The organism is Streptomyces sp. SBT349 (genome assembly GCF_001083795.1).
Classification (GTDB): domain Bacteria; phylum Actinomycetota; class Actinomycetes; order Streptomycetales; family Streptomycetaceae; genus Streptomyces.
Genome location: NZ_LAVK01000022.1, coordinates 16,608 through 40,287, shown reverse-complemented (window position 1 = coordinate 40,287; position 23,680 = coordinate 16,608). Strand labels below are relative to the sequence as shown.

General features: G+C 73.5%; 24 protein-coding genes. 7 read left to right on the top strand and 17 right to left on the bottom strand.

The features are described 5' to 3' along the window. The first annotated feature begins 20 nt into the window (after positions 1 to 20). Positions 21 to 698 (top strand): response regulator, encoded by a 678-nt coding sequence (locus tag ADY01_RS04895; RefSeq protein WP_234320069.1) that lies wholly within the window; start codon positions 21 to 23, stop codon positions 696 to 698. Here the strand turns inward: ADY01_RS04895 and ADY01_RS04890 are convergent. After that, positions 653 to 1,873, bottom strand: coding sequence for a PP2C family protein-serine/threonine phosphatase (locus ADY01_RS04890; RefSeq protein WP_063784122.1), 1,221 nt, complete (start codon positions 1,871 to 1,873; stop codon positions 653 to 655). The genes ADY01_RS04895 and ADY01_RS04890 overlap by 46 nt on opposite strands. Before the next feature lie 77 nt (positions 1,874 to 1,950). On the opposite strand from ADY01_RS04890, the gene recO reads away from it, so the two are divergent. Together recO and ADY01_RS04880 are read left to right on the top strand one after the other, a co-directional pair. After that, complete coding sequence (gene recO, locus ADY01_RS04885; protein WP_049566020.1) at positions 1,951 to 2,700, top strand: DNA repair protein RecO; 750 nt, start codon at positions 1,951 to 1,953, stop codon at positions 2,698 to 2,700. Between the two features lie 48 nt (positions 2,701 to 2,748). Further along, the gene (locus ADY01_RS04880; protein ID WP_049565974.1) at positions 2,749 to 3,561 is read left to right on the top strand and encodes an isoprenyl transferase; all 813 of its coding nucleotides are present in this window, start codon (positions 2,749 to 2,751) and stop codon (positions 3,559 to 3,561) included. A gap of 58 nt (positions 3,562 to 3,619) precedes the next feature. On the opposite strand, the gene ADY01_RS04875 is transcribed toward ADY01_RS04880, so the two are convergent. From ADY01_RS04875 to ADY01_RS04855, 5 genes are all read right to left on the bottom strand, one after another. After that, positions 3,620 to 4,396, bottom strand: coding sequence for an ATP-binding cassette domain-containing protein (locus ADY01_RS04875; RefSeq protein WP_234320068.1), 777 nt, complete (start codon positions 4,394 to 4,396; stop codon positions 3,620 to 3,622). 80 nt (positions 4,397 to 4,476) lie between these two features. Further along, entirely contained in the window at positions 4,477 to 4,887 is a 411-nt protein-coding gene (locus tag ADY01_RS04870) for a Fur family transcriptional regulator (protein ID WP_049565968.1), read from the bottom strand. Between the two features lie 46 nt (positions 4,888 to 4,933). Next, positions 4,934 to 5,851 carry a metal ABC transporter permease gene (locus tag ADY01_RS04865; protein ID WP_078900010.1) on the bottom strand — a complete coding sequence of 306 codons (918 nt, stop codon included), beginning with the start codon at positions 5,849 to 5,851 and terminating at the stop codon, positions 4,934 to 4,936. Beyond that, entirely contained in the window at positions 5,851 to 6,627 is a 777-nt protein-coding gene (locus ADY01_RS04860; protein ID WP_049565962.1) for a metal ABC transporter ATP-binding protein, read from the bottom strand. The genes ADY01_RS04865 and ADY01_RS04860 overlap by 1 nt, the downstream gene beginning before the upstream one ends. A gap of 37 nt (positions 6,628 to 6,664) precedes the next feature. Beyond that, complete coding sequence (locus tag ADY01_RS04855; RefSeq protein ID WP_107081637.1) at positions 6,665 to 7,675, bottom strand: metal ABC transporter substrate-binding protein; 1,011 nt, start codon at positions 7,673 to 7,675, stop codon at positions 6,665 to 6,667. A gap of 183 nt (positions 7,676 to 7,858) precedes the next feature. Here ADY01_RS04855 and ADY01_RS04850 point away from each other — a divergent pair, with 183 nt between their 5' ends. Further along, on the top strand, positions 7,859 to 9,241 hold the full coding sequence (locus ADY01_RS04850; protein WP_049565960.1) for a glycine--tRNA ligase: 1,383 nt from the start codon (positions 7,859 to 7,861) through the stop codon (positions 9,239 to 9,241). A gap of 44 nt (positions 9,242 to 9,285) precedes the next feature. Here ADY01_RS04850 and ADY01_RS41235 read toward each other — a convergent pair whose 3' ends face one another. The 4 genes from ADY01_RS41235 to ADY01_RS04830 are packed head-to-tail and all read right to left on the bottom strand — an operon-like array spanning position 9,286 to position 12,919. Continuing rightward, positions 9,286 to 9,711: a Uma2 family endonuclease gene (locus ADY01_RS41235; protein ID WP_078900008.1), complete on the bottom strand. Its 426-nt coding sequence runs from the start codon at positions 9,709 to 9,711 to the stop codon at positions 9,286 to 9,288. After that, entirely contained in the window at positions 9,639 to 10,223 is a 585-nt protein-coding gene (locus tag ADY01_RS04840; RefSeq protein WP_049565957.1) for a TetR/AcrR family transcriptional regulator, read from the bottom strand. The genes ADY01_RS41235 and ADY01_RS04840 overlap by 73 nt, the downstream gene beginning before the upstream one ends. A gap of 6 nt (positions 10,224 to 10,229) precedes the next feature. Further along, positions 10,230 to 11,258 (bottom strand): aldo/keto reductase, encoded by a 1,029-nt coding sequence (locus ADY01_RS04835; RefSeq protein ID WP_049565955.1) that lies wholly within the window; start codon positions 11,256 to 11,258, stop codon positions 10,230 to 10,232. 41 nt (positions 11,259 to 11,299) lie between these two features. Next, entirely contained in the window at positions 11,300 to 12,919 is a 1,620-nt protein-coding gene (locus ADY01_RS04830) for an MFS transporter (RefSeq protein WP_078900007.1), read from the bottom strand. Here ADY01_RS04830 and ADY01_RS04825 point away from each other — a divergent pair. Together ADY01_RS04825 and dusB are read left to right on the top strand one after the other, a co-directional pair. Then, positions 12,918 to 13,844, top strand: coding sequence for a helix-turn-helix transcriptional regulator (locus tag ADY01_RS04825; protein ID WP_078900006.1), 927 nt, complete (start codon positions 12,918 to 12,920; stop codon positions 13,842 to 13,844). The two genes, ADY01_RS04830 and ADY01_RS04825, sit on opposite strands and share 2 nt — an antisense overlap. Further along, positions 13,841 to 14,974: a tRNA dihydrouridine synthase DusB gene (gene dusB / locus ADY01_RS04820; protein WP_049566006.1), complete on the top strand. Its 1,134-nt coding sequence runs from the start codon at positions 13,841 to 13,843 to the stop codon at positions 14,972 to 14,974. Before ADY01_RS04825 ends, dusB begins: the two co-directional genes overlap by 4 nt. Positions 14,975 to 15,046: 72 nt before the next feature. On the opposite strand, the gene ADY01_RS04815 is transcribed toward dusB, so the two are convergent. The 3 genes from ADY01_RS04815 to ADY01_RS04805 form a co-directional block, all read right to left on the bottom strand. After that, on the bottom strand, positions 15,047 to 15,550 hold the full coding sequence (locus ADY01_RS04815; RefSeq protein ID WP_049565952.1) for a hypothetical protein: 504 nt from the start codon (positions 15,548 to 15,550) through the stop codon (positions 15,047 to 15,049). Between the two features lie 131 nt (positions 15,551 to 15,681). Further along, on the bottom strand, positions 15,682 to 17,592 hold the full coding sequence (locus tag ADY01_RS04810) for a glycogen debranching N-terminal domain-containing protein (RefSeq protein WP_049566003.1): 1,911 nt from the start codon (positions 17,590 to 17,592) through the stop codon (positions 15,682 to 15,684). Then, positions 17,592 to 18,938 carry an MGH1-like glycoside hydrolase domain-containing protein gene (locus ADY01_RS04805; protein ID WP_078900005.1) on the bottom strand — a complete coding sequence of 449 codons (1,347 nt, stop codon included), beginning with the start codon at positions 18,936 to 18,938 and terminating at the stop codon, positions 17,592 to 17,594. The genes ADY01_RS04810 and ADY01_RS04805 overlap by 1 nt, the downstream gene beginning before the upstream one ends. A gap of 171 nt (positions 18,939 to 19,109) precedes the next feature. On the opposite strand from ADY01_RS04805, the gene ADY01_RS04800 reads away from it, so the two are divergent. Further along, positions 19,110 to 20,402, top strand: coding sequence for an ROK family transcriptional regulator (locus tag ADY01_RS04800; protein ID WP_078900004.1), 1,293 nt, complete (start codon positions 19,110 to 19,112; stop codon positions 20,400 to 20,402). A gap of 20 nt (positions 20,403 to 20,422) precedes the next feature. Here the strand turns inward: ADY01_RS04800 and ADY01_RS04795 are convergent, their stop codons facing one another. From ADY01_RS04795 to ADY01_RS04780, 4 genes are all read right to left on the bottom strand, one after another. Next, the gene (locus tag ADY01_RS04795) at positions 20,423 to 21,982 is read right to left on the bottom strand and encodes a polyamine aminopropyltransferase (RefSeq protein ID WP_049565950.1); all 1,560 of its coding nucleotides are present in this window, start codon (positions 21,980 to 21,982) and stop codon (positions 20,423 to 20,425) included. After that, positions 21,979 to 22,419, bottom strand: a complete 441-nt coding sequence (locus ADY01_RS04790) for a DUF350 domain-containing protein (RefSeq protein ID WP_234320067.1) — start codon at positions 22,417 to 22,419, stop codon at positions 21,979 to 21,981. The genes ADY01_RS04795 and ADY01_RS04790 overlap by 4 nt, the downstream gene beginning before the upstream one ends. Positions 22,420 to 22,546: 127 nt before the next feature. Continuing rightward, positions 22,547 to 22,969, bottom strand: a complete 423-nt coding sequence (locus ADY01_RS04785; protein ID WP_049565947.1) for a DUF4247 domain-containing protein — start codon at positions 22,967 to 22,969, stop codon at positions 22,547 to 22,549. Then, a complete protein-coding gene (locus tag ADY01_RS04780; RefSeq protein ID WP_234320066.1) occupies positions 22,966 to 23,502 on the bottom strand; it encodes a DUF2617 family protein in 537 nt (178 codons plus the stop codon). The genes ADY01_RS04785 and ADY01_RS04780 overlap by 4 nt, the downstream gene beginning before the upstream one ends. Positions 23,503 to 23,680: the final 178 nt, after the last annotated feature.

Genomic DNA, 23,680 nt, shown 5'->3' with positions numbered 1-23,680 from the left:
GGACCGGGGGGACGGCGGGGATCAGGGTCCTCCTCGCCGACGACCAGACGCTGGTGCGCTCCGCGTTCGCCATGCTCGTCGACTCGGCGCGGGACATGGCCGTCGTCGGGCAGGCCGGGACCGGCAGGGAGGCCGTCGAGCTGGCGCGGACCACGCGCGCGGACCTGGTGGTGATGGACATCAGGATGCCGGACCTGGACGGCATCGAGGCCACCCGCCGCATCGCCGCCGACGAGGACCTGGCCGGCGTGCGGGTGCTGGTGCTCACCACCTACGACACCGACGAGCACGTGGTGGAGGCGCTGCGCGCCGGCGCGTCCGGCTTCCTGGTCAAGGACACCAGGCCCGCCGAGCTGCTGGACGCCATCCGCACCGTCGCCGCCGGGGAGGCGCTGCTCTCGCCGGGCCCCACCGCCCGCCTGATCGCCCGCGCCCTGCGCGCCCCCGAGGCCCTCGCCACCGGCCAGGCGCCGCCGCGTCTCGACCGGCTCTCCGACCGGGAGCGGCAGGTCCTCGCCCTGGTGGCGCGCGGCCTCACCAACACGGAGATCGCCGACACCCTCCGGCTCTCCCCGCTCACCGCGAAGACCCACGTCAGCCGCATCATGGGCAAGCTCTCCGCCCGCGACCGCGCCCAACTGGTGATCCTCGCCTACGAGTCGGGCCTGGTGATCCCCGGCGGCGGCATCGGGGGGTAGCCGCCCATGTCCGGCCGCCCCGTCCTGCGCACCGCCATGATCGCCGTGTCGTCGCCGAGGCGGCCGCGGGTGTGGGCGAGCACCGCCCGCTCGACCCGTTCCACCACCGCCCGCGGCGCCAGATCGAGCGGGCCCTCGGTGAGCCGGTCGGTCAGCGGCAGGAACGTGCCCCCCTTGTCGCGCGCCTCGGTCACGCCGTCCGAGAAGAGCAGCAGCGTCTCCTCCGTCTCGAACGGGACCCGCCGCACCCGGGGGGTGTCCGCGCGCGCGTCGCCCGCGCCGATGCCGACCAGACCGAGCGGCGGCCCGTCGCCCTCGGGCAGCGCCCGCACCCCGCCGCTCCCGCCGAGGGCCAGCGGGCCCGGGTGCCCGAAGTTGACCAGCTCGACCCAGCCCGTGTCCGCCACCGGGAACCCGACCAGCACCGCCGTCGCGAAGCGCTCCTCCTGGTGGCCGAGCTCCGAGGTGTAGCGGTTGTGCCGCCGCATCCTGATGTCGAGCCGCTCCGCCACCGTGGCCAGGTCACGCTCGTAGTACCCGTGCTCGCGGAACGCGCTCAGCAGCGCCGCCGCCGCGTCCACCGCGGACGTCCCCTTGCCCTGGACGTCGCCGAGCAGCACGCGGGCGCCGTGCGGCGAGGGCTGGATGTCGAAGAAGTCGCCTCCCACCTGCGCCGCGATGTCCGCCGTGAGATAGGCGCTCGCCGAGTCGAGGCCGCCCGCGCCCGGCGGTATCGGGCGCAGCACCGCGAGGCGGGTGGCGTCCGCCGCGTCCTCCACGCGCTTGAGGAGGTCGCTGGCCCGGCCGCGCAGCCACGAGGCGAGGACGGCCAGCAGCCCGCCCGCCACCACCAGCCAGAAGTCGACCGCGCCCTGCTGGTAGTCGTACCGCCTGGCCTGTTCGAGCAGCACGTACAGGCCCACGGCGGCGGCGCCGAACAGCGAGGTGACCACCACCCCGCACAGCGCGGCGGCGATGCCGGGCACCAGCACGATCCAGGAGATGATCCGCACGTTGCCCGCGGTGTTGGAGTCCACCAGCGCGATGACGAGCAGCAGCACCAGCGGCAGCAGCCACGAGACGTTCCAGCGGCCGAGCCGCATCACCGGCTCGCCCGGGTACAGGATCCGGCGGCGCCACAGGGGGCGGCTTGGCGACGAGGCCGAGGGGTCCACCCCTCCACCATCCAGGAGCCCACCGGAACGCGCCCGGCGAGGGTCGGCCGATCGGGGCATGGGCGAGAATGACCGGCATGAGCCTGTTCCGCGACGACGGCATCGTGCTGCGCACCCAGAAGCTCGGGGAGGCGGACCGGATCATCACGCTGCTCACGCGGGCGCACGGCCGGGTGCGGGCGGTGGCGCGGGGCGTGCGGCGCACCAAGTCGCGGTTCGGCGCGCGCCTTGAGCCGTTCTCGCACGTGGACGTGCAGTTCTTCGCCCGGGGCAGCGGTCTGGTGGGGCGCGGGCTGCCCCTGTGCACCCAGACCGAGACCATCGCCCCCTACGGGCGGCACATCGTCGACGACTACGGCCGGTACACGGCGGGCACCGCGATGCTGGAGACGGCGGAGCGGTTCACCGACCACGAGGGCGAGCCGAACGTTCAGCAGTACCTCCTGCTGGTGGGCGGCCTGCGGACGCTCGCCGCCGGGGCGCACGCGCCGGGGCTCGTGCTGGACGCGTTTCTGCTGCGCTCGCTCGCGGTCGGCGGGTACGCGCCCACGTTCGCCGACTGCGCGAAGTGCGGCCTCCCCGGGCCGAATCGCTTCTTCTCGGTCTCCGCCGGGGGGTCGGTATGCGTCGACTGCCGGGTGCCGGGCAGCGTCGTGCCCTCGCCCGAGGCGCTGCGGCTGCTCGGCGCGCTGCTCACGGGTGACTGGGAGACGGCCGACTCCACCGAGGCCCGGCATGTGCGGGAGGGCAGCGGACTCGTCTCGGCCTATCTCCACTGGCATCTGGAGCGGGGGCTGCGGTCCTTGCGGTTCGTGGAGAAGGGCTGAGAGGGATACCCTCGGCCGCAGGGAAAGCACCTACTCCTGGAGTTCGCCATGGCCCGCCGCGGAATCCTCTCGTCCCGGCATCGTCGCGCGTACCGCGCGCCGGATCCCCACCCCTCGGGGGCGCGACCGCCCAAGCTGCCCGGTGAGTTGATCCCGCGGCATGTGGCGATCGTCATGGACGGGAACGGGCGCTGGGCCAAGGAGCGGGGACTGCCGCGCACCGAGGGGCACAAGATCGGCGAGAGCGTCGTGCTGGACGTGGTCAAGGGCTGCATCGAGCTCGGCGTGCGGAACCTGTCGCTCTACGCCTTCTCCACGGAGAACTGGCGGCGCTCGCCCGAGGAGGTGCGTTTCCTGATGGCGTTCAACCGCGACGTCATCGACCGCCGCACCGAGGAACTGCACGAGATGGGCGTGCGCGTGCGGTGGGCCGGGCGCGAGCCGCGCCTGTGGAAGTCGGTGATCCACAAGCTCCAGGCCGCCGAGGAGCGCACCCGGGACAACGACGCGATGACGCTCTACATGTGCGTCAACTACGGCGGCCGGGCGGAGATCGCGGACGCCGCGGCCCGCCTCGCGGAGGACGTGCGGGCCGGGCGGATATCGCCGGAGAAGGTCAACGAGCGGACGTTCACGCGGTACCTGTACCACCCGGACATGCCGGACGTGGACCTCTTCCTGCGCCCCTCGGGGGAGCAGCGCACCTCCAACTACCTGATCTGGCAGAGCGCCTACGCCGAGATGGTCTACCAGGACGTCCTGTGGCCCGACTTCGACCGGCGGAACCTGTGGGACGCCTGCGTCGAATACGCCTCCCGCGACCGCAGGTTCGGCGGGGCGCTTCCCAACGAGGCGGGCTGAGGCGGGCGGAGGCGGGTACCGCGGCCCCTCCCGGGCCCCGGGGGCCGGATCGGCGGGCTCAGGGGCGCGCCGAGCGCGCCTGCCAGCGGCCGTTGCGCCGTTCGACCTCGACCGGCCTGCCGAAGCAGGCGGTCAGCGCCTCCCCGGTGAGCACGTCCGCGGCGGGACCGGCCGCCCGCACGCGGCCGTCGCGCAGCAGCAGCGCGTGGCCGGTGGTCGGCGGCAGCTCCTCCAGGTGATGGGTGACCATGACGGTGGTCAGCTCCGGGCGCCCCGCCGCGAGCGCCGACAGCGAGTCCACCAGGTCCTCGCGGGACGGCAGGTCGAGCGCGTTGAACGGCTCGTCCAGGAGCAGCAGCGGCGGCTCCGGCATCAGGGCGCGGGCGATGAGGATCCGCGCCCGCTGCCCGCCCGAGCAGACCCCGAAGGGGCGCTCGGCGAGGTCCTTGCAGTCCAGCTCGGCCAGCAGCTCGTGCGCCCGCGCGCGCACCGCCTCGCCGTAGGAGCGCCACAGCGGCTGCACGGTGCCGCTGTGACCGGTGAGTACGACGGTGTGCGCGGTGGCCGACGGGGGAACGCGCTGGGCCGTCGACACGTGGCCGATGCGGGCCCGCAGCTCGCGGACGTCGACGCGGCCGAGCCGATGGCCGAGGACCCGGGCGCTGCCCTCGGTGGGGTGGGTCAGGGCGCCGGCGACCTTGAGCAGCGTGGTCTTGCCCGCGCCGTTCGCCCCGAGGAGCGCCCAGTGCTCGCCGCGCGCCACCGACCAGTCCACGCCGTCGAGGATGGCCTGGCCCGTGGTGTGGCGGCGGACGCTCACTCCGCGCAGCTCCACGACGGCCGGTGCGGCCGGGGTGGCCTGTGGGGCCGGGTCGGCCTGTGCGGTTCGGTGGGGCTCCGGCGGGCGCCGGTCCCTCACCCGCGGGCGCAGTCGCCGCAGGTGCCGAAGATCTCCACGGTGTGACCGATGTCGACGAAGCCGTGCTCCTCGGCGATGGCGTCGGCCCATTTCTCCACCGCGGGCCCCGCCACCTCCACCGCCTTGCCGCAGGAGCGGCAGACCAGGTGGTGGTGGTGCTCCTCGGTGCTGCACCGGCGGTAGACGGCCTCGCCGTCGCTGGTGCGCAGCACGTCCACCTCGCCCGCGTCGGCGAGGGACTGGAGGGTGCGGTAGACGGTCGTCAGACCGACCGAGTCGCCGCGGTGCTTGAGCATGTCGTGCAGCTCCTGCGCGCTGCGGAACTCGTCCACCTCGGCCAGCGCCGCCGCGACCGCCGCGCGCTGGCGCGTCGACCGGCCGCGCACCGACGGTTCTGCCGTCCCCACGTAGGGCCTCCCTTGCGTCTCTTTGCGTACCGGCGTGCCTGCCCGGTCAGCGTAGCCGCTTTCCCGAGGGTTCCGGACGGGCGGAGCGCGCGGGACCCGCGCCGGTAACGGCCTGAGCACCGGGGCGCTCGGGCCCCGGCGCGCGCCGGGACCGGTATCGCGCCAGCGGCACGGAGAGGAGCGCGATGAGCGTGAACGCGCCGATCGCCATCAGCACGATGGTGGCTCCCGGCGGCACGTCCGCGTAGTAGGAGGTGACGGTCCCCGAGACGGAGACCAGCGTGCCGAGGAAGACGGCGAAGGAGAGCGTCATCGCGAAGCTCCGGGTCGCCTGCTGTGCCGCCACGACGGGGATCACCATCAGGGCGCTGACCAGCAGCAGGCCGACCACCCGCATGGCGACGGTGACCGTGGCGGCGGCGGTGACGGCGAGCAGCAGGTTCAGCGCGCGCACCGGAAGGCCCGTGACCCGGGCGAACTCCTCGTCCTGGCAGACCGCGAAGAGCTGGCGGCGCAGGCCGAGGCTGACGAGCAGGACGAACGCCGACAGCAGCGTGATGGCGGTGATGTCCTCGGGCGAGACGGTGGTCACCGAGCCCCAGAGGTAGGAGGTGAGGTTCGCCGTGGAGCCGCCGGGCGCCAGGTTGATGATCATGACGCCCCCGGCCATGCCGCCGTAGAACAGCATGGCGAGCGCGATGTCGCCACGCGCCCGGCCGGAGGAGCGCAGCAGTTCCATCGCGACGGCGCCGAGCGCGGAGACCGCGACGGCCATCCAGACCGGGTTGGTCTGGAACAGGAAGCCGAGGGCGACGCCGGTCAGCGCGACATGGCCGATCCCGTCGCCCAGCAGGGCCTGCCGCCGCTGCACCAGGTAGATCCCGACGGCGGGGGCGGCGACGCCGATCAGCAGCGCGGCGAGCAGCGCCCGTTGCATGAAGGGGTAGTCGAGGAGCTCGAACATCACAGGATCCCCGTCTGGAGCGGTGGCTCGGCGGACGGCTCCCGCGCGTCGGCCGGATGGCAGGAGGGGCTCTCCGGCAGCCCCGCCGGGTGCCCGTGGAGTCCCGCCGGGTGTTCGACGGTGCGCTCCACCCGGCCGTGGGCCAGGACGACGGCCCGGTCGATCAACGGCTCCAGCGGTCCCAGCTCGTGCAGCACCAGCAGCACGGCCACGCCCTCGTCGACCAGCGTCCGCAGGGCGCCGGCCAGGACCCGCTGGCTGGCCAGGTCCACGCCCGCCAGCGGCTCGTCCATGATCAGCACGTCCGGCTCGCCGGTGAGCGCGCGGGCGATCAGCACGCGCTGGTGCTGGCCGCCGGAGAGGGTGTCCACGGCGTCCCGGGCCCGGTCGGCGAGCCCGACCAGCGCGAGCGCGCGGTCGACGGCCGCACGGTCGGCGCGGCCGAGCGGGCGCAGCCTGCGGCGGGCCAGGCGGCCGGCGGCGACCACCTCGCGGACGGTGGCGGGGACGCCGACCGCGGCCGTCGAGCGCTGCGGCACGTAGCCGACGCGGGCCCAGTCGCCGAACCGCCGCACGGGCGTGCCGAACAGCGTCAGCGTGCCCGAGGCGACCGGCACCTGCCCGACCGCGGCGCGCACGGCCGTGGACTTGCCCGAGCCGTTCGCCCCGAGCAGGGCGACCACCTCGCCCGGGTGCACGGTCAGGTCGACGCCGTGCAGGACCGGCTGGCCGCCGAGCTCGGCGGCGACCCCGGTCAGGGATATGACCGGCTCCATGGACTCACCTCTTCCGTGGTCTGCTTTCCGCGGCGGGTCAGGAGGCGCCGAGCGCCTGCCGGAGGGCTTCGAGGTTGGCGCGCATCACCGCGAGGTAGTCAGCGCCGGGGGAGTCCTCGGTGATTCCCTCGACGGGGTCGAGCACGGCCGTGTCGACGCCCAGGTCGTCCGCGAGGGTGCGCGCGGTCTCGTCGCTGACCAGTGTCTCGAAGAAGACGGTGGTCACGCCGTCCTCCTGGGCGATCTCCTGGAGGTCGCGCATCCGGGCGGCGCTCGGCTCGGACTCGGGGTCGAGACCGGCGATCGCCTCCTGGTGGAGACCGTACCGTTCGGCGAGGTAGCCGAACGCGGCGTGGGTGGTGATGAACGTGTCGGTCTCGGCGGTGGCCAGGCCCTGGGTGAACTCCTCGTCCAGCGCGGTCAGTTCCTCGGTCAGCGCCGCCGTGTTCCGCTCGTAGTCGGCGGCGTGGTCCGGGTCGGCCTCGGCCAGGGCCGCGCCGACGCCCTCGGCGATCTCGGCGTACTTCACGGGGTCGAGCCAGACGTGCGGGTCCATGCCGCCGTGGTCGTGGTCCTCCTCGGCGTGGGCGTCCTCCTCCGCGTGGGCGTCCTCCTCCCCGCCCTCCTCGTGGAGCGTGGTGAACGTGGACACCTCGGCGATGTGCTCCGCCCCGGACTGCTCGACGGCCTCGTCCACGGCGGGCTGGAGGCCCGCGAGGTAGACGATGAGATCCGCCTCGTGGAGCTCGGCGGTCTGCTGAGGGCTGAGCTCCAGGTCGTGCGGCTCGACGCCGGGCTCCGTGAGGGAGTGGACGCTGACATGGTCCCCGCCGACGCGCTCGGCCAGGAACTGCATGGGGTAGAAGGACGCGATCACCTCGACCGAGCCGCCCCCGCCGCTGCCCTCGTCCGTCCCGCCGCCGTCTCCGGAGCCGCAGGCGGACAGGGCCAGCAGGCTCAGGGCCGTGGCCCCGGCCGCCAGGGCCGGAGTGGAAAGGGCCGGTTTGCGTATTCGGGACAGGCGGCGTGAACGGCGTCTCTCGGTCATGACAGCCATTTTCATCCTTGATGGAAATGATTGTCAAATGAGTCAATGTGGCGTGACGCGGAGCGCCGCCGGCGGGGCGGCGGGGGGCGGGGCCCGCTTCCCCTTTACCGATTTGCTGCGGCCCCCTCGTACGCCGGTAACCTGAGGCAATTCCATGTCGTCCTTCGTCCTGAAGAGAGCACCGTGGCCGCCGACAAGATCGACACCATCGTCAGCCTCAGCAAGCGCCGTGGCTTCGTCTATCCCAGCAGCGAGATCTACGGCGGGCAGCGTGCCGCCTGGGACTACGGACCGCTGGGCGTGGAGCTGAAGGAGAACATCAAGCGCCAGTGGTGGCGCGCCATGGTCACTTCGCGCGACGACGTGGTCGGGATCGACTCGTCGGTCATCCTGGCCACGGAGGTCTGGGAGGCGTCGGGGCACGTCGCCACCTTCACCGACCCGCTGACCGAGTGCACCTCGTGCCACAAGCGGTTCCGCGCGGACCACCTGGAGGAGGCGTACGAGGCCAAGCACGGCCACCTGCCGACCGGCGGCCTGCCCGAGCTCAACTGCCCGAACTGCGGGAACAAGGGCACCTTCACCGAGCCCAAGCAGTTCTCCGGGCTGCTCTCCACCCACCTCGGCCCGGCGCAGGACTCCGCCTCGGTGGCGTATCTGCGGCCCGAGACCGCGCAGGGCATCTTCACCAACTTCGCGGCGGTGCAGCAGACTTCACGCCGCAAGCCGCCGTTCGGCATCGCGCAGATGGGCAAGTCCTTCAGGAACGAGATCACCCCGGGCAACTTCATCTTCCGCACCCGCGAGTTCGAGCAGATGGAGATGGAGTTCTTCGTCAAGCCGGGCGAGGACGAGCAGTGGCACGGGTACTGGATGGAGCAGCGGTGGAACTGGTACCGCGACCTCGGGCTCTCCGAGGAGAACATGCGGTGGTTCGAGCACCCCAAGGAGAAGCTGTCCCACTACTCGAAGCGCACGGCGGACATCGAGTACCGGTTCAGCTTCCAGGGCTCGGAGTTCGGTGAGCTGGAGGGCGTGGCCAACCGCACCGACTACGACCTCGCCTCCCACTCGAAGGCATCGGGCCAGGACCTGAGCTACTTCGACCAGGAGGCGGGCGAGCGCTGGACGCCGTATGTCATCGAGCCGGCCGCCGGTGTGGGCCGCACGATGCTGGCGTTCATGCTGGACGCCTACCGCGAGGACGAGGCGCCCAACGCCAAGGGCAAGATGGAGAAGCGCGCCGTGCTCGGCCTCGACCCGAGGCTCGCCCCGGTGAAGGTCGGCGTCCTGCCGCTCTCGCGGAACCCGCAGCTCTCCCCGAAGGCCAGGGACCTGGCCACGGCCCTGCGGAAGAACTGGAACATCGAGTTCGACGACGCGGGCGCCATCGGCCGCCGCTACCGCCGCCAGGACGAGATCGGCACGCCGTTCTGCGTGACGGTCGACTTCGACACCCTGGACGACAACGCGGTGACCGTCCGGGAGCGCGACTCGATGAAGCAGGAGCGCGTCTCCCTCGACCAGATCGAGTCCTACCTCGGCGCCCGCCTCCTCGGCTGCTGAGCCCTCCGGGCCCCCGGCCCGCCCTCCGGGGCGGGACCGGGGCCTCAGCCCTCCCAGTCGGCGGTGTCCAGCTCGCACTCGAACGGCGCGGGGACGCGCACCGTCTCGCCGAACGTGATCTCGATGTGGGCCCGGTATCCCTCCTCGGACGGGAGGGAGAACACCGTGACCCGGGATTCCAGCATGTCCACCAGGACGTACACGGGGACATCGGCCTTCCCGTACCGGTCGACCTTGTCAACCTTGTCCGAGCGGTCGTCGTGCGCGGTGGACCAGGAGGTCAGTTCGGCCACCAGGGACAGCGCTTCGCCGGGAAGGCGAACACCACGGGTGCCGTGTCCACGACGTGGCCCTTCGGCTCGTGCCCTCGAAGTCGGCGGACGAAGCTCCGCAGTGCTCAGGCGGTGAGGCCGCGGAGGATCAGGGTGCGGACCGCTTCGAAGTCGCTGTCCACCGCGGGGCGGGACCACTCCAGGGCGTAGGACGGGTCGTGGAAGCGGGCCGTGGCCTGGAAGACCGCGCGGGCCGTCGCGTCGGCGTCCGTGGCGGGGCCGGTGAACGTGCCCTGGTCGCGGCCGTCCTCGATGATCCGGGCGAGCTGGCTCTCCAGCTCGGTGATGTGCTGGTCGACGACCTCGCTGTGCTCGCCGGTGAGCACCGTGTAGGTCGCGAACAGCTCCGGGTCGTCGCCCGCCTTGTGCCGCTTGGCCGTGAACAGGCCGGTCAGCCAGTCCGACAGGCGCTCCTCCGCCGGTCCCTCGCCCGCGACCAGCTCCTCCAGCCGCTCCGTCGTGCGGTCCAGCCAGCGCTTGGTGACCGCCTCCCGCAGCGCCGACTTGGTCCTGAAGTGGCGGTAGACCGTGCCGTGGCTGACCCCGAGGGCGCGGGCCACGTCCACCACGGTGGCCTTGGCCGGTCCGTAGCGGCGCAGCACCTCCTCGGTGGCTTCAAGGATGCGCTCGGGGGTCAGCGCTTCGGCCATCGGTCCCTACTTCTCGCTGTCCAGGTGCTCCATCTGGACCGCCGGATAGCGCTCGCCCGCCGCTGAGCCGGGCGGGACGGCCTTCTCTATGGCGGCCAGCTCGTCGGCGTCGAGACTAACGTCCAGCGCGCCCAGTGACTCATCCAGGCGTCCTCGGGTCCTCGCGCCGACGAGGGGGACGATGTCCTCGCCGCGCGAGAGCACCCAGGCGATGGCCAGCTGGGCGACCGTGACGCCCTTGGCGTCGGCCATGTCCCGCAGGGTCTCGACCAGGGCCAGGTTGTGCTGGAGGTTCTCCGCGGAGAAGCGGGGGCTCGCGCTCCTGAAGTCGTTCGCCGCCAGCCGGCGGTCCGGCGTCCAGTGCCCGCTGATCAGGCCGCGGGAGAGCACGCCGTAGGCCGTCATGCCGATGCCCAGCTCCCGTAGCGTGGGCAGGATCTCGGCCTCGATGGACCGCGATATCAGCGAGTACTCGATCTGGAGGTCGGAGATCGGCGCGGTGGCCGCCGCCCGCCTGATGCTGGCGGCGCCCGCCTCCGAGAGGCCGATGTGCCGCACATGGCCGCTCCGGACCAGGTCGGCCATGGCCCCGACCGTCTCCTCGATCGGCACGTCCGGGTCGACCCGGGACAGGCGGTAGATGTCGATGTGGTCGACGCCGAGTCGCTGGAGCGAGTAGGCCGCGAAGTTCTTCACGGCGGCGGGGCGGCCGTCGTATCCGGAGAAGCCGCCGTCCAGCGTCCGGAGCGCGCCGAACTTCACGCTGACCAGCGCGCGCTCGCCGGCCCCGGCGGGCGCCGTGCGCAGCGCCTCGCCGATCAGCATCTCGTTGTGTCCCATGCCGTAGAAGTCGCCCGTGTCCAGCAGCGTGATCCCGGCGTCGAGCGCGGCGTGGATCGTCGCGAGGGACTCGGCGCGGTCGGACTCGCCGTAGAGGGCGGACATGCCCATGCAGCCCAGGCCGAGCGCCGAGACGGCGGGACCCGAGGAGCCGAGCGTGCGGAGGGGGGTCGGATGCGGTGTCGTCGATGTCATGGCACCAGAGTGACACATGGACTGACAGATATCAATAGCTGTCAGTCCCCTCTCTGTCCGCGCTCCCCGCGCGGCAGCCGAAGGCTCAGCGCCGTCGTCGCCAGCACCGCCGCCAGCTGGGCGGCCAGGGCGGCGGCCAGCGCCTCCCGCGGCCCCCGCGCGGACTCCACCGCCAGGAACAGGGCGCCCAGCAGCGCGACCCCCAGCGCGATCGCCGACTGCTGCGCGGTCGCCATCACGCCCCCGCCGACCCCGGCGCGTTCCGCGGGCACGTCCGCCAGCACCAGCCGCATGATCACCGGCATCTGGAGCCCCTGCCCGACCCCGGCCACGGCCAGCCCGGGAGCCAGCTCGGCCACGCCCAGGCCGGGCCACCGCCCCAGCACCGTCAGGATCAGCACGACCGCGCCCAGCGCCTGCACCACGCCGCCCGCCGTCACCACCCGGCTGCCGAAGCGGGCCGTCAGGCGCGGCCCCGCCAGGGAGGCGAAGAAGAACGCCGCCGCGTAGGGCACCAGCGCGGTCCCGGCCCGCACCGGGCTGAAGCCCAGCCCCTCCTGGAACGTCACGGCCATCACGAACATGAACCCGCCGAACCCCCCGACGCACAGCATCAGGGGCGGCAGCGCCCGCCGCATGCCCGGCAGCGCCAGCAGCGCGGGCGGCACCAGCGGCACCCGCCCGGCCCGCTCCGCCCGGCGCTCCACCAGGAAGAACGCGGTCGCCGCCACCGGGAACAGCGCCAGCGACACCCAGGTCCACGTCGGCCACCCGGCGGCCCTGCCCTCGGTCAGCGGCAGCAGCAGGGTGACCAGGGAGGCGGCCAGCAGCGCCGTTCCCGGCAGGTCGACGGGCGCGGGCCGGTCGGCCCTGGTCTCCGGGAGGGTCCGCGCCACCAGCACCAGGCCGACCAGCACGGCCGGCACGTTGACCAGGAACACCGCGCGCCAGCCGGTCCCGGCCACGTCGGCGGCGACCAGCAGCCCGCCCAGGATCTGTCCCGCGACCATGGCGAGCCCCGCCGTCGCGCCGAACAGCCCCATCGCCCGCGCCCGCCGCGGCCCGGCGGTCGCGGCCTGGATCGTGGCGAGGACCTGCGGCAGCATCAGCGCCGCGGCGGCGCCCTGCGCCACCCGGGCCCCCACCAGCGACCATGCGCCGGGAGCGAAACCGCAGGCCAGCGACGTCACGCCGAACGCCGCCAGGCCCACGAGGAAGAGCCGCCTGCGGCCGAACATGTCGCCCAGCCGCCCCCCGAGCACCAGCAGCACGGCATAGGCGACGCCGTACCCGGCCACCACCAGTTCCAGCAGCGCGGGCCCCGCGCCCAGGTCGCGGCCCATCGTGGCGAGGGCGACGTTGACGATGAAGAAGTCGATCAGCGGCAGCGCCGCGCCGAACAGCACGGTGAACAGCCCGAGCGGACCCAGCGCCGCCGCGGCGCGCGGCCCGGCCCGCCCCGGGGCGGCGGCGGCGGGGGCGCCACCCGCGGTCGGCGCGGGGGGCCCGGACGGGAGGATCGCGTCGGTCCGGTCGGACACATCAGTCACGTCAGTCACACGTTCGACCGTGCCGCCGGACTCAGCCTGGTACCAGAGTGTCTTTATCCTGGTACATCCACCACCTGGCAACGGGCTCGTTCCCTGGCATCCTGGGGTCATGGCAGCACTCCCCATGGACGCCGGCGCCGACATCCGCCGCCGTGAGCTGGCCGCCTTCCTCCGCAGCCGCAGGGAGCGCATCCCGCCGGAGCGCGTCGGCCTCACCCGCGGCAGGCGCCGCCGCACCCCCGGGCTGCGCCGCGAGGAGGTCGCGCACCTCTCCAGTGTCGGCGTCACCTGGTACACCTGGCTGGAGCAGGCGCGCCCCATCCAGGTCTCCGCCGCCGTGCTCGACGCCATCGCCAGGGTGCTGCTCCTCGACGCGAACGAACGGGCGCACCTGTTCACCCTGGCCGGGGTCGCCGATCCGGCCCCCGACACCGAGTCCGCCACGGTGCCCGCCGCGCTGCGCGCGATGCTCCGCCAGCTGGAGCCCATCCCCGCCTGCGTCCAGAACGGGCGGTACGACCTCCTCGCCTACAACCGCACCTACGGCCGCCTCCTGTGCGACCTGGACGCGATCCCCGCCGAGGACCACAACTGCATGCTGCTCGCCTTCACCCACGAGCAGTGGCGGGCCGCGCTGGTCGACCGCGAGGAGACGATCCGGGTCATGACGGCCAACTACCGCGCCCACATGGCCGAGCACATCGCCGAGCCCGCCTGGAAGCACCTGCTCAAGCGGCTCCAGCGGGAGTCGGCCGAGTTCCGCGAGCTGTGGGAGCGCCACGAGGTGATCCGTTCCGGGGGGAACAAGGTCAAGCGTTTCCGCAATGAGCACGTGGGCCTCGTCCACGTCGAGGGCACCCGGCTGTGGCTCGGCCCGCAGCAGGGCTCCCGGCTGGTGGCGTACGTCCCGGCCGACGAGGAGTCGCGCGAGCGCCTGGAGAAGCTCCACGCGCTGGTGACCGCCGAGGAGGCGGTCGGTCCGAGGGTCGGCCCGGGGGACGGCGTGGGGAGCGGCGCGGGACAATGGGCGCCATGACGCAGTTGATGTACGGCCCTCACGCGGTCGACCCGCCGGTGGTGCTGGCGCCGATGGCGGGCATCACCAACGCGCCGTTCCGGACCCTGTGCCGCGAATTCGCGCGCGGGCGAGGGCTGTTCGTCAGCGAGATGATCACGAGCAGGGCGCTGGTCGAGCGGAACGACAAGACGATGCGGCTGATCCACTTCGACGCCGGGGAGAAGCCGCGTTCCCTCCAGCTCTACGGCGTGGACCCGGGAACGGTGGGCCGCGCGGTCCGGATGATCGCCGACGAGGACCTGGCCGACCACATCGACCTCAACTTCGGCTGCCCCGTTCCCAAGGTGACCCGGCGCGGCGGGGGCTCGGCGCTGCCCTACAAGCGGCCGCTGCTGCGCGCGATCCTGCGCGAGGCGGTGGCGGGCGCGGGCGCGCTGCCGGTGACGGTGAAGATGCGCAAGGGGATCGACGACGACCACCTGACCTACCTGGACGCGGGCCGGATCGCCGTCGAGGAGGGTGTGGCCGCCATCGCGCTGCACGGTCGCACGGCGGCCCAGCACTACGGGGGGCAGGCCGACTGGTCGGCCGTCGCGCGCCTGAAGGAGGCCGTGCCCGAGATCCCCGTGCTGGGCAACGGCGACATCTGGTCCGCGGACGACGCGGTGCGGATGATGCGCGAGACGGGCTGCGACGGCGTCGTGGTGGGCCGCGGCTGCCTGGGGCGGCCCTGGCTGTTCGGCGACCTGGTGGCGGCGTTCGACGGCCGGGGCGCGGAGGGCTACGCGCGGCCGACGCTGGGGGAGGTCGCGGAGGTGATGGTGCGGCACGCGACGCTGCTGGGGGAGTGGCTCGGCGACGAGGCGCGGGGCGTGATCGACTTCCGCAAGCACGTCGCCTGGTACACGAAGGGCTTCTCGGTCGGCTCCGACCTGCGGGGCCGCCTTGCGGTGGCCGCCTCGCTGGCCGAACTGTCCGAACTGCTCGGGACGTTGGACCTGACGCAGCGGTGGCCGGCCGGCGCGGACGGGCCGCGGGGGCGGACGTCGGGCCGCAACAGGGTGTCCCTGCCCGACGGCTGGCTGGCCGATCCGTGGTCGGCGGTCGCGGTGGGGGCGGACGCGGAATCGGAGACGTCGGGCGGCTAGGAGCCGGGCCGGGTGGCCGTCCGCTCCCCCACCGCCGCCCCCCACACGCCCGCTTGATCGCCCGGACGACTCTCAGTCCACCTCGGCCCACTTCCGCAGCAGCGCCTCACGTTCCTCGCGGGGCGGGGCACCGTCGGCCGCGTGGTCGCGGCGCCAGTCGAGCAGGTCACCGACGGTCGCGCTGCCGTCGGCGAGCCGGCCCAGGAGCGTGCGGGAGAGTTCGTACTCGGCAGGCGCGTAGGTCCCGCCGACGACGGCTGAGAGAACGCTCACCTCGGCGGTGCCGTCGGCGGTGTCCACGCGCACGGTGTAGGCGGGCGGGAGCTGGCCGTCACCGGTCACCGCCACGTACAGCGAGTCGAAGGCGAGGGACGCGAGGCGCCGGGCGGTGGACCGCACAGGCACGTCGCGGACATCGATCCGCCGCACCTCGTTCCAGCTCCAGGACGTGCCGTGGTCGCTCCCCAGGGCTTCGACGCCGTCTTCCGTCAGCCGCACCCCGGACGCTGTGCCGGCAGGCTCGGCCCCCAGGTACACGGAGTCCTCGGTGATCCAGAACAGGCCGACCATGGCCATGGGTGCCTCCAGCAGGGGTGCTCGGTGGGCGAACAGCCCTCTTTCGCCCGCGTGTTGGCATGAGAGACGGCACGGACCGGCCGCGCGGTTGCCCCCCGCCGGAAGCCCTTCAACACGGGCTCGGGAACGGCTCAGGCGAGGGTGATCGCCGTCAGGAGGGCCAGGGGGGAGGCGGCCGACCAGCCCTGAGGGCTGCACGCGTGGGGGTAGGGGACCGGGTCGGGGTGTTCGGTGCGGGCGTACCCCGCGATCACCTCGGGCATCCGGTAGCCGTACCGGGCCGCCATGTCCAGCAGGCCGCGCGTCAGCGTGCGGGCCTCCTGGGCGAGGCCGTAACGGGCCAGGCCCAGGGCGGCGATCGCGCCGTCGTGCGGCCAGACGCTGCCCCGGTGGTACGACAGCGGGTGGTACGCCTCCTGGCCCGCGGCCAGCGTGCGCAGGCCCCAGCCGGTGAAGAACGCGGGGGACAGCAGGCGCCGGCCCACGGCCCTGCCGCGTTCCTCGTCGAGGATCCCCGTCCACAGCAGGTGGCCCGCGTCCGAGGCCAGCGCGTCGGCCCTGCGGCCCGCGCCGTCCAGGGCCAGGGCGGGGAAGTCCTGGTCGGGGAGCCAGAAGTCCGCGAGGAAACGCGCCCGCAGCTCCTCGGCCGCCGCGTCGAGGCGGTCCGCGTAGCGCGCGTCGCCCCAGGACGCGCGAGCCAGGTGCGCGGTCCTGCGCAGCCCGTCGTACGCGTACCCCTGCGGGGCCGCCGCCGTGATGACGCCCTTGGCCGCGGTGCCGTCCGCGAAGCAGATCGCGCCGGGGGAGTCCTTCCAGCTCTGGTTGGCCAGGCCGCCCTCGTCCGCCTGGTACCGCAGGTACCCGTGGTCGCCGAGGCCGCCGGAGTGGAACATCCAGTCCACCGCCGCCCGCGCGTGCCGCTCCAGGCGCTGGGCCAGCTTGTCGTCGCCGGTGGCCTCGGCGTGGGCGCCGAGCAGCATCAGGAAGAGCGGGGTGCTGTCGACCGAGCCGTAGTACTGGCCGTACGGCACCTGCCCGAAGTGCGCCAGCTCGCCGTGGCGCAGCTCGTGCACGATCTTGCCCGGCTGCGCCAGGCGGTCCGCGTCCTCGCCCGTCGCCTGGGCCGCGGCCAGCGCCAGCAGCGTGGCCGCCGCGGGCTCCGGCCGTCCGGGCAGGGCGAACAGCGAGGTGATCGCCGCGTGGCGGCCGAGCAGCGTCAGGAACCACGGCACCCCCGCCCCCGGCACCCGGCGCGGCTCGCCGTCGGGTCCGGTGGCCGCCACGCGCAGCGCCGCCAGGTCCTCCAGCCCCTGCTCGCACGCCTGTGCGAGGCCCGGCCAGGCGTCGGGCACCGGCAGTTCCTCGCGGGCCGCGGGCGGGAAGATGTCGGCCGCCTCGGTGACGGGCTCGGGCGCCCCGTGCGGGTGGGCCTCGACGCGCAGCGTCAGCTCGGCCGAGCCGTGCGGCGGCACGTCGAGGCGCCAGCACAGACGACGCGCGCCCGACCCGGTCTCCTCGACCGCGTCGGGCGCGGGCTGGGCCCTGATCGCCGTGCGCGAGTGCCACTCGCGGCGCCGGTACCCGAACTCGACGCCGTCCGGCAGCGCCGCCCGGGTGCGCACCGTGTGCGGCTTCTCGTACCAGCGGTGGTCGGACCGCAGCTCGAACTGGTCGGCGAAGTCCGCGTCCACGGTGAGCGCGAGGAGCGTGTGGCAGGCGACGGCGCGGTTGCTGCTGAGCCTGATGCGCTCCACCAGCGTGCCGTCCACCACCCGCTGCTCGCGGAAGACGGTGATCGCGGGCGCCTCGGCGCGGCTGGCGGGCGGGGTCAGCACGGTGGTCGCGGTCGCGCCCGAGGACTCGGCGGACATCAGCACGGTTGGGGTGGAGCCGTCGACCGTCAGCTGCCACCGGCTGAGGTGCCGGGCGTCGCGCGCGAACAGCCCGTGCGGATGGGCGCCGCGCTCCCCCGTGATGTCACCCGAAGGGCCGACCGCCAGAAACGTTCCGTCGTTGACGAGCAGGCACTGGCCGGTCGTGATCAACGGGATACCTCCGCGAGCAGGTCGATGGTGAGGGCCGCGGTCCAGCTGAAGTCACGGCTGCCGCGAGCCGCGCCGGTGAACGGGTCGACGTACTCGGCGAACCCGGACTCCGCCGCGGCCCCGAGCAGGGTGGCGCGCAGCGTGTCGGCCCGTTCCGCCGCACCATGCTGCCGCAGGCCACGCGCCAGCAGCCAGTTGACGTTGAACCACGCCGGGCCGCGCCAGTAGCGGCACGGGTCGAACGCGTGGCCCTTCAGGTCGTAGCTCGGGACCAGGCGGGCGATGCCGTCCAGGCCGAAGTGCTCGCCCGAGGCCGTGGCCAGCAGGGTCGCGGAGATGTCGTCGGGCAGCCCCGGCAGGATCAGCGGGAGCAGCCCGGCCGCGCTGCGCTCCCCGATGGAGCGGCCCGCGATCACGTCGTGGCACAGGAAGAGGCCGTCCTCGGCGCTCCACAGCCCCTTCACCAGCGCGGTGGTCAGCTCCTCGGCCCTGACCTGGTGGTCGGAGGGGTCGGCGCCGAGGGCGGTGGCGATGTCGGCGAGCGCGTGCTCGGAGGCGATCAGCAGGGCGTTGACGCCGGGGTCCTCCACGGCGAAACGGTGCTGGCTCGCGTCGTCGGCGTACCCGTGGTCGCGGTACTGCTCGGCGAGGCGGACGTAACGGCCGTAGTCGAGGTCGGTGGGCCGGTCGGTCGCGCAGCCGTGGTCGAGGTCGGCGCGCTGGAAGGACGCGGTGGCGGCCGGGTCGATGCGGGCCAGCGGCGGATCCCAGCAGGGGCTGTTGTCCATGCCGGACTCCCACGGGTGCACGATGGCCGCCAGGCCCCTGCCGCCCAGGTCGCGCCGGTCGGTGAGGTACCGCTGCCAGGCGACCAGCCGGGGGTAGAGGCGGCGCAGGAAGCCGCGCCGCTCGGAGGCGACGGGGTCGGCCTGGTGGACCAGCCAGGCGGCGAGCGCGTGGATGGGGGGCTGCACGATGCCCGAGGTCTCCACCGCGGCCGGCGCCCCGGCCTTGTCCCCGGCGTCCGAGGAGCGCCAGAAGTCCGGGCTCGGGAAGTACGCCGTGAGCGGGACGTCCGGGTTGAAGACGATGTGCGGCACGCGGCCGTCGGCCCACTGCGCGGCGAGCAGGGACTCCAGCTCGCGCTGGGCCCTGACGGGGGAGAGGTGGCGCAGGCCGATGGCGACGAAGCCCGAGTCCCAGCTCCACTGGTGCGGGTACAGCGTCCGGGAGGGGACCGTGGAGCAGCCGGTCCAGTTGCCCGAGAGCACGCGGCAGGCGTCGTCGTGTGCTGCGTTGTATGCGATCGATGTCGGTCTTGGAAGCTGGTCAGCGCTTTCCACGTGGGCTCCGGAGGAGGGCGGCGCCCCCGCCTGCCCGGCGGAGGCACTCACTTGTTTTGTCGAAGGTACCGCAGAGTTACGTCTACTTAACACGCAAAAGTACCGCTGTAATATCTACTTCACAAGCTGAAGGGGGAAGAAACAGCACACCAGTCCGGCCGGAAGGCAGTCATGAACCAGGCGAGCGCGGGGCATCTGTTGCGGCTGATCCGTGGGGGTCAGGCGAGGACCAGGGGGGAGCTTCAGCGGGTCACCGGCCTGTCCCGTTCGACCGTGTCGCACCGTCTGGACCAGCTCTTCCGGGCGGGCTGGATACGGGAGGCGGCGGGCGACGCCGCGGAGGCGCCGACGTGGGGCAGGCCCTCGTCGCGCCTGACCTTCGACACCTCGCACGCCGTGGTCCTGGCCGCCGACCTGGAGACGCGCCACGCCCGTGCCGCCGTGCTCGACCTGGGCGGCACCATGCTGGCCGAGCACTCGGGGACGCTGCTGCTGAGCCAGGGCCCCGACGAGGTGCTCGAACGGCTCGCGCAGTGGTTCGCGTTGCTGCTGGAGAAGGCCGGGGCCGGCGCCGGGGCGGTGTGCGGCATCGGCCTCTCGGTACCCGGGCCCGTCCACCCGGTCTCGGGGCAGGTCGTGCAGCCGCCGATGATGCCGGGCTGGGACCGTTACCCGGTGCCGGAGGGCATGCGGCGGGCGCTGGGCGCGCGGCTGGGGCACGAGGGGGCCGCGCGGATACCGGTCCTCGTGGAGAACGACGCCAACCTCATGGCCTACGCCGAGCAGCGGCACGCCTTCGCCGACTGCTCGGCGTTCCTGCTGATCAAGGTCTCCACGGGCATAGGGGCCGGGGTCGTGGTCGACGGCGACATGTACCGGGGGATCGACGGCGCGGCGGGTGACATCGGTCACATCAGGCTGGGGGAGCACCAGCACGCGCTGTGCCGCTGCGGCTCCTACGGCTGCCTGGCGGCGGTGGCCAGCGGGCGGGCGCTCGCCGAGCAGCTGACGGCCGCCGGGATCCCGACCGCCTCGGGCTCCGGGGTGCGCGACCAGCTGGCGATCGGGCAGCCGGACGCGGTGCGGCTGGCGCGGGACGCGGGCCGGCTGGTGGGCGGCGTGCTCGCCACCGTGGTCACGCTGATCAACCCCGGCGTGCTGATGATCGCGGGCGACCTGGCGGGGCCGCCGTTCCTGACCGGGGTGCGCGAGACGCTGTACCAGCGGGCCATGCCGCGGACCACGGCCTACCTCCAGGTGGTCACCTCGGGCCTCGGCGACCGGGCGGGCCTGGCGGAGGCCGCCGCGATGGTGGTGGAGTCGCTCTACGCCCCCGACCGTGCCGACGACCGGCTCGCCGTGGCCGCCGCCTCTTCCGCGACCGCGACCGCGACCGGTGACGGCGCCGGTGACGCGACGGGTGACGCGGCCGGTGGAGCCGCGGTGGCGCCCGCCCGCGCGTGACGGTCCCCGGACGGCCGTCCTCAGTCGAACTGCCACTCCCGCTGGGCGTATTCGAGCACCGCCGGGTCCATCAGCGTGCTGGCCCGCACGTCACGCTCGCGCCGGTCGACGGGGAAGACCGTGGACGCCCGCAGCACGGCGTCGTCCAGGAAACGGAGCTCGGGCGCGTCCGGTGACAGCCGCGGCACCGGGCCCGGCCCCTCGCTCGCCCCGCCGCCCGCCGCGGCGAGCATGAAGCCCCAGTTCCCGAAGCTGGGCACATCCACCTGGTACGGCGTGGTGGCGAGGCCCGCCTCGCGCAGCGTCTCCTGTATGGACCAGTAGGTGCGCGGCGCGAAGAACGGCGACCCGGCCTGGACCGCGACGCTCGCGTCCGGCGACAGCAGGCCGGAGAGCATCGCGTAGAACTCCACGGAGTACAGCTTCGCGGTGGCCGTGTCCTCCGGGTCGGGGAAGTCGATCAGCGCCGCGTCGTAGCCGCCGGGCGCGCTCCGCAGCCAGGTGAAGGCGTCCTCGTTGACCACCGTCACCCGGGGGTCGGCCAGCGCGTCGTCGTTGAGGTCGCGCAGCGGGCCGTAGCCGGAGGCGAGGTCGGTCATGGCGCTGTCCAGCTCCACCAGCGTGACGTGCTCCACGTCGTCGTAGCGCAGCACCTCGCGCAGCGCGAGGCCGTCGCCGCCGCCGAGGATCAGCACCTCGGAGCGGTCCCCGGCGAGCGCCGGGTGCACCAGCGCCTCGTGGTAGCGGTACTCGTCGAGCGAGGAGAACTGGAGGTCGCCGTTGAGGAAGAGCCGCAGGTCCTCGGTCTTGGTGAAGCCGAGGGAGCGGGTGACGACGATCTCCTGGTACGGCGTCCGCTCGGAGTGCACGATCGGGTCGCGGTAGAGCCGCTGCCGGGCGTTCACCTCGATGTCCTCGGCGTACACGTAGACCGAGCCCAGCACCGCGAGGACCGCCGTCATCCCGGCCAGCAGCGCCCCGCGCACCACCGCGCGCAGCTGCCGCCTGAAGATCCACACCACGGCGGCGATGCCCGCGACGGCGTTCACGGCGCCGACCACCAGCACGCCCTTGAGCTGCCCGAACGTCGGCAGCAGCAGGAGCGGGAAGGACAGGCCGCCGACCAGCGCGCCCAGATAGTCGACGGCGAACATGTCGGCGACCGCGCCGCCCGCCTCCTGCCGCCTGATGCGCTGGAGCATGGTCATCAGCAGCGGGATCTCGGCGCCGATCAGCAGCCCGACGACGAACGCGACCACCACCATGGCCGGGGTGTAGACGTTCACCCAGGCGAACATCACATACAGCAGCATCACCGACAGGCCGCCGACCAGCGCGAGGATCCCCTCCACGACGGCGAACGCGCCGACCGCGCGCCGCTGGAGCGGCTTGGCCGCGAGCGACCCCAGGCCCATGGCGAAGACCATGATCGACAGCACGAGCGAGGTCTGGAAGACCGTGTTCCCGATGAGGTAGCCGCCGAGCGCGACCAGCGCCAGTTCGTACGCCAGGCCGCACGCCGCGCACAGGAAGACGGTCAGCAGCAGGAGGAATCGCGCCAGCCGGGGGCGCGGCCTCACGACAGCGCCGCGCCGACCATCAGCGCGGTGCCGATGTACATGCCTCCCTGGACCCAGGCGGCGGGGTGCGCGCGCCCGTCCTCGTCCTCCAGCACCATGGCGCCCATCGGGCCCGGGGTGATGATGCCGACGACCGCGAAGACCAGGGTCATCACCACCACGCCCGCGAGGCCGTAGAGGCCGGTGGACAGCAGGCCGTAGCCGAGGCCCTCCTCGGACTCGCTCGCCCTGATCGCCTCCGCGATGATCCAGCCGACGCCCAGCATCTCGGCGCCCAGCACGACCGCGGCGCCCTTGTTGCGCTCGGACCAGACCACCTTTGCCAGATGGCCCGGGGTCACCAGGTCGAGCGCGACGAACGCGACCGCCATCACGCCGAAGCCGACCAGGCCGTAGAGCACGGCCTGCCCGGCGGACTCGACTATCTCTCCCACCATGTTCCTTCTCCGTCCTCTTCGCCCATGTCACCCATGTCGTCCATGGCGTCCCTATCGCGCACGTCGCCCGTGGCGCCCTCTGCTGTCCTTGCCGCCGCGTGCCCGCCCGGCGTCCGGCGCGGGCGCGCTACTTGCCCGAGCCGGGGCCGCCGCCCCGGAAGTCGCCGCCGCTGCGCCCCTGCGAGGACGGCCACCGGTGGCTGACGTAGGTGCCGTACCGCCGGTGCATCGAGTCGTAGTCGCCGACCTCGATCTCGCTGCCTCCGTCGCTCCCCGCGAGGACGGCCACGATCTCGTCGTCGTACTGGAGGAAGACCCGCTCCTCGTCATCGATGCGGTCCTCGGCGCCGCGGTACGTGGATATCTCGTCGCCGACCGTCATCGGCGAGTCGGCCGGGTCCTGCCAGACGTCGGTCCGCACGCGCTGGTAGGTGTCGGCTATCCAGGGGCGCGGGGCGTCGTCGCTGTCGTCGTCCTCGCCACCGCCGCAGCCGGTCAGCAGCAGCGCGCCGGCGAGTGCCGCCGCCGGGATGGTCCTGGTTCGCTTCACGGGGCCTCCAGCCGAGTACGGGTTTCCACGATCTGGCCCGTCTGCGGATACGCGTGCCAGGTCTGCCAGATGAGACGGTCCGCCTCCCGCCGCGCGGCGAGGGCGGTGACGGCGCCGGGTGAGCCGGGGAAGACGCCGCAGAGCGCGCCGGGGCGGCCGGCGGTGGCGCGGCGCAGCCGCTCGGCCACGGCGGCGAACGTGCCGGGCGGGTGGTGGTGGACGCGGGAGGTGAACCGGTAGCGCCAGCCGTCGATCTCCCGGTCCACCGCCTCGGGCGGGCCGCCGCCCGGCTCGCCCGGCAGGCAGGCCAGCGTCTCGGCGACGGGGCCCGCGAGCACCTGGTGGCTGGCGCCCAGAAGCCGCAACTCGACGGCGAAGCCGCCCAGTTCGAGGCGGGTCGTGGCCAGCGCCGGGCGCGGTGGCAGGCCGAGGGTGAACGAGAGCTGGTCGGCGCTGGTGTCCAGGTAGGGGGCGGCCAGGCGTATGCCGCCGCCGTCGTCCCCGCTGCCGCCGCCGGATCCCGCGCCGCTCACGCGTCGCCCCCGGGGGCGCGCGGCACCGGGACGACGGCGGCGGCCGGCGCCGCTCCACCGATCAAGGCCAGCGCAAGGCCCATGGACGAACTCTCCCCGACGCGTGATCCCGGTGTGGTCCCGGTGATTTCGGCGCCGAGTATGACACGTGCGCATGCCAACTCGGCCGGGGAGTTAC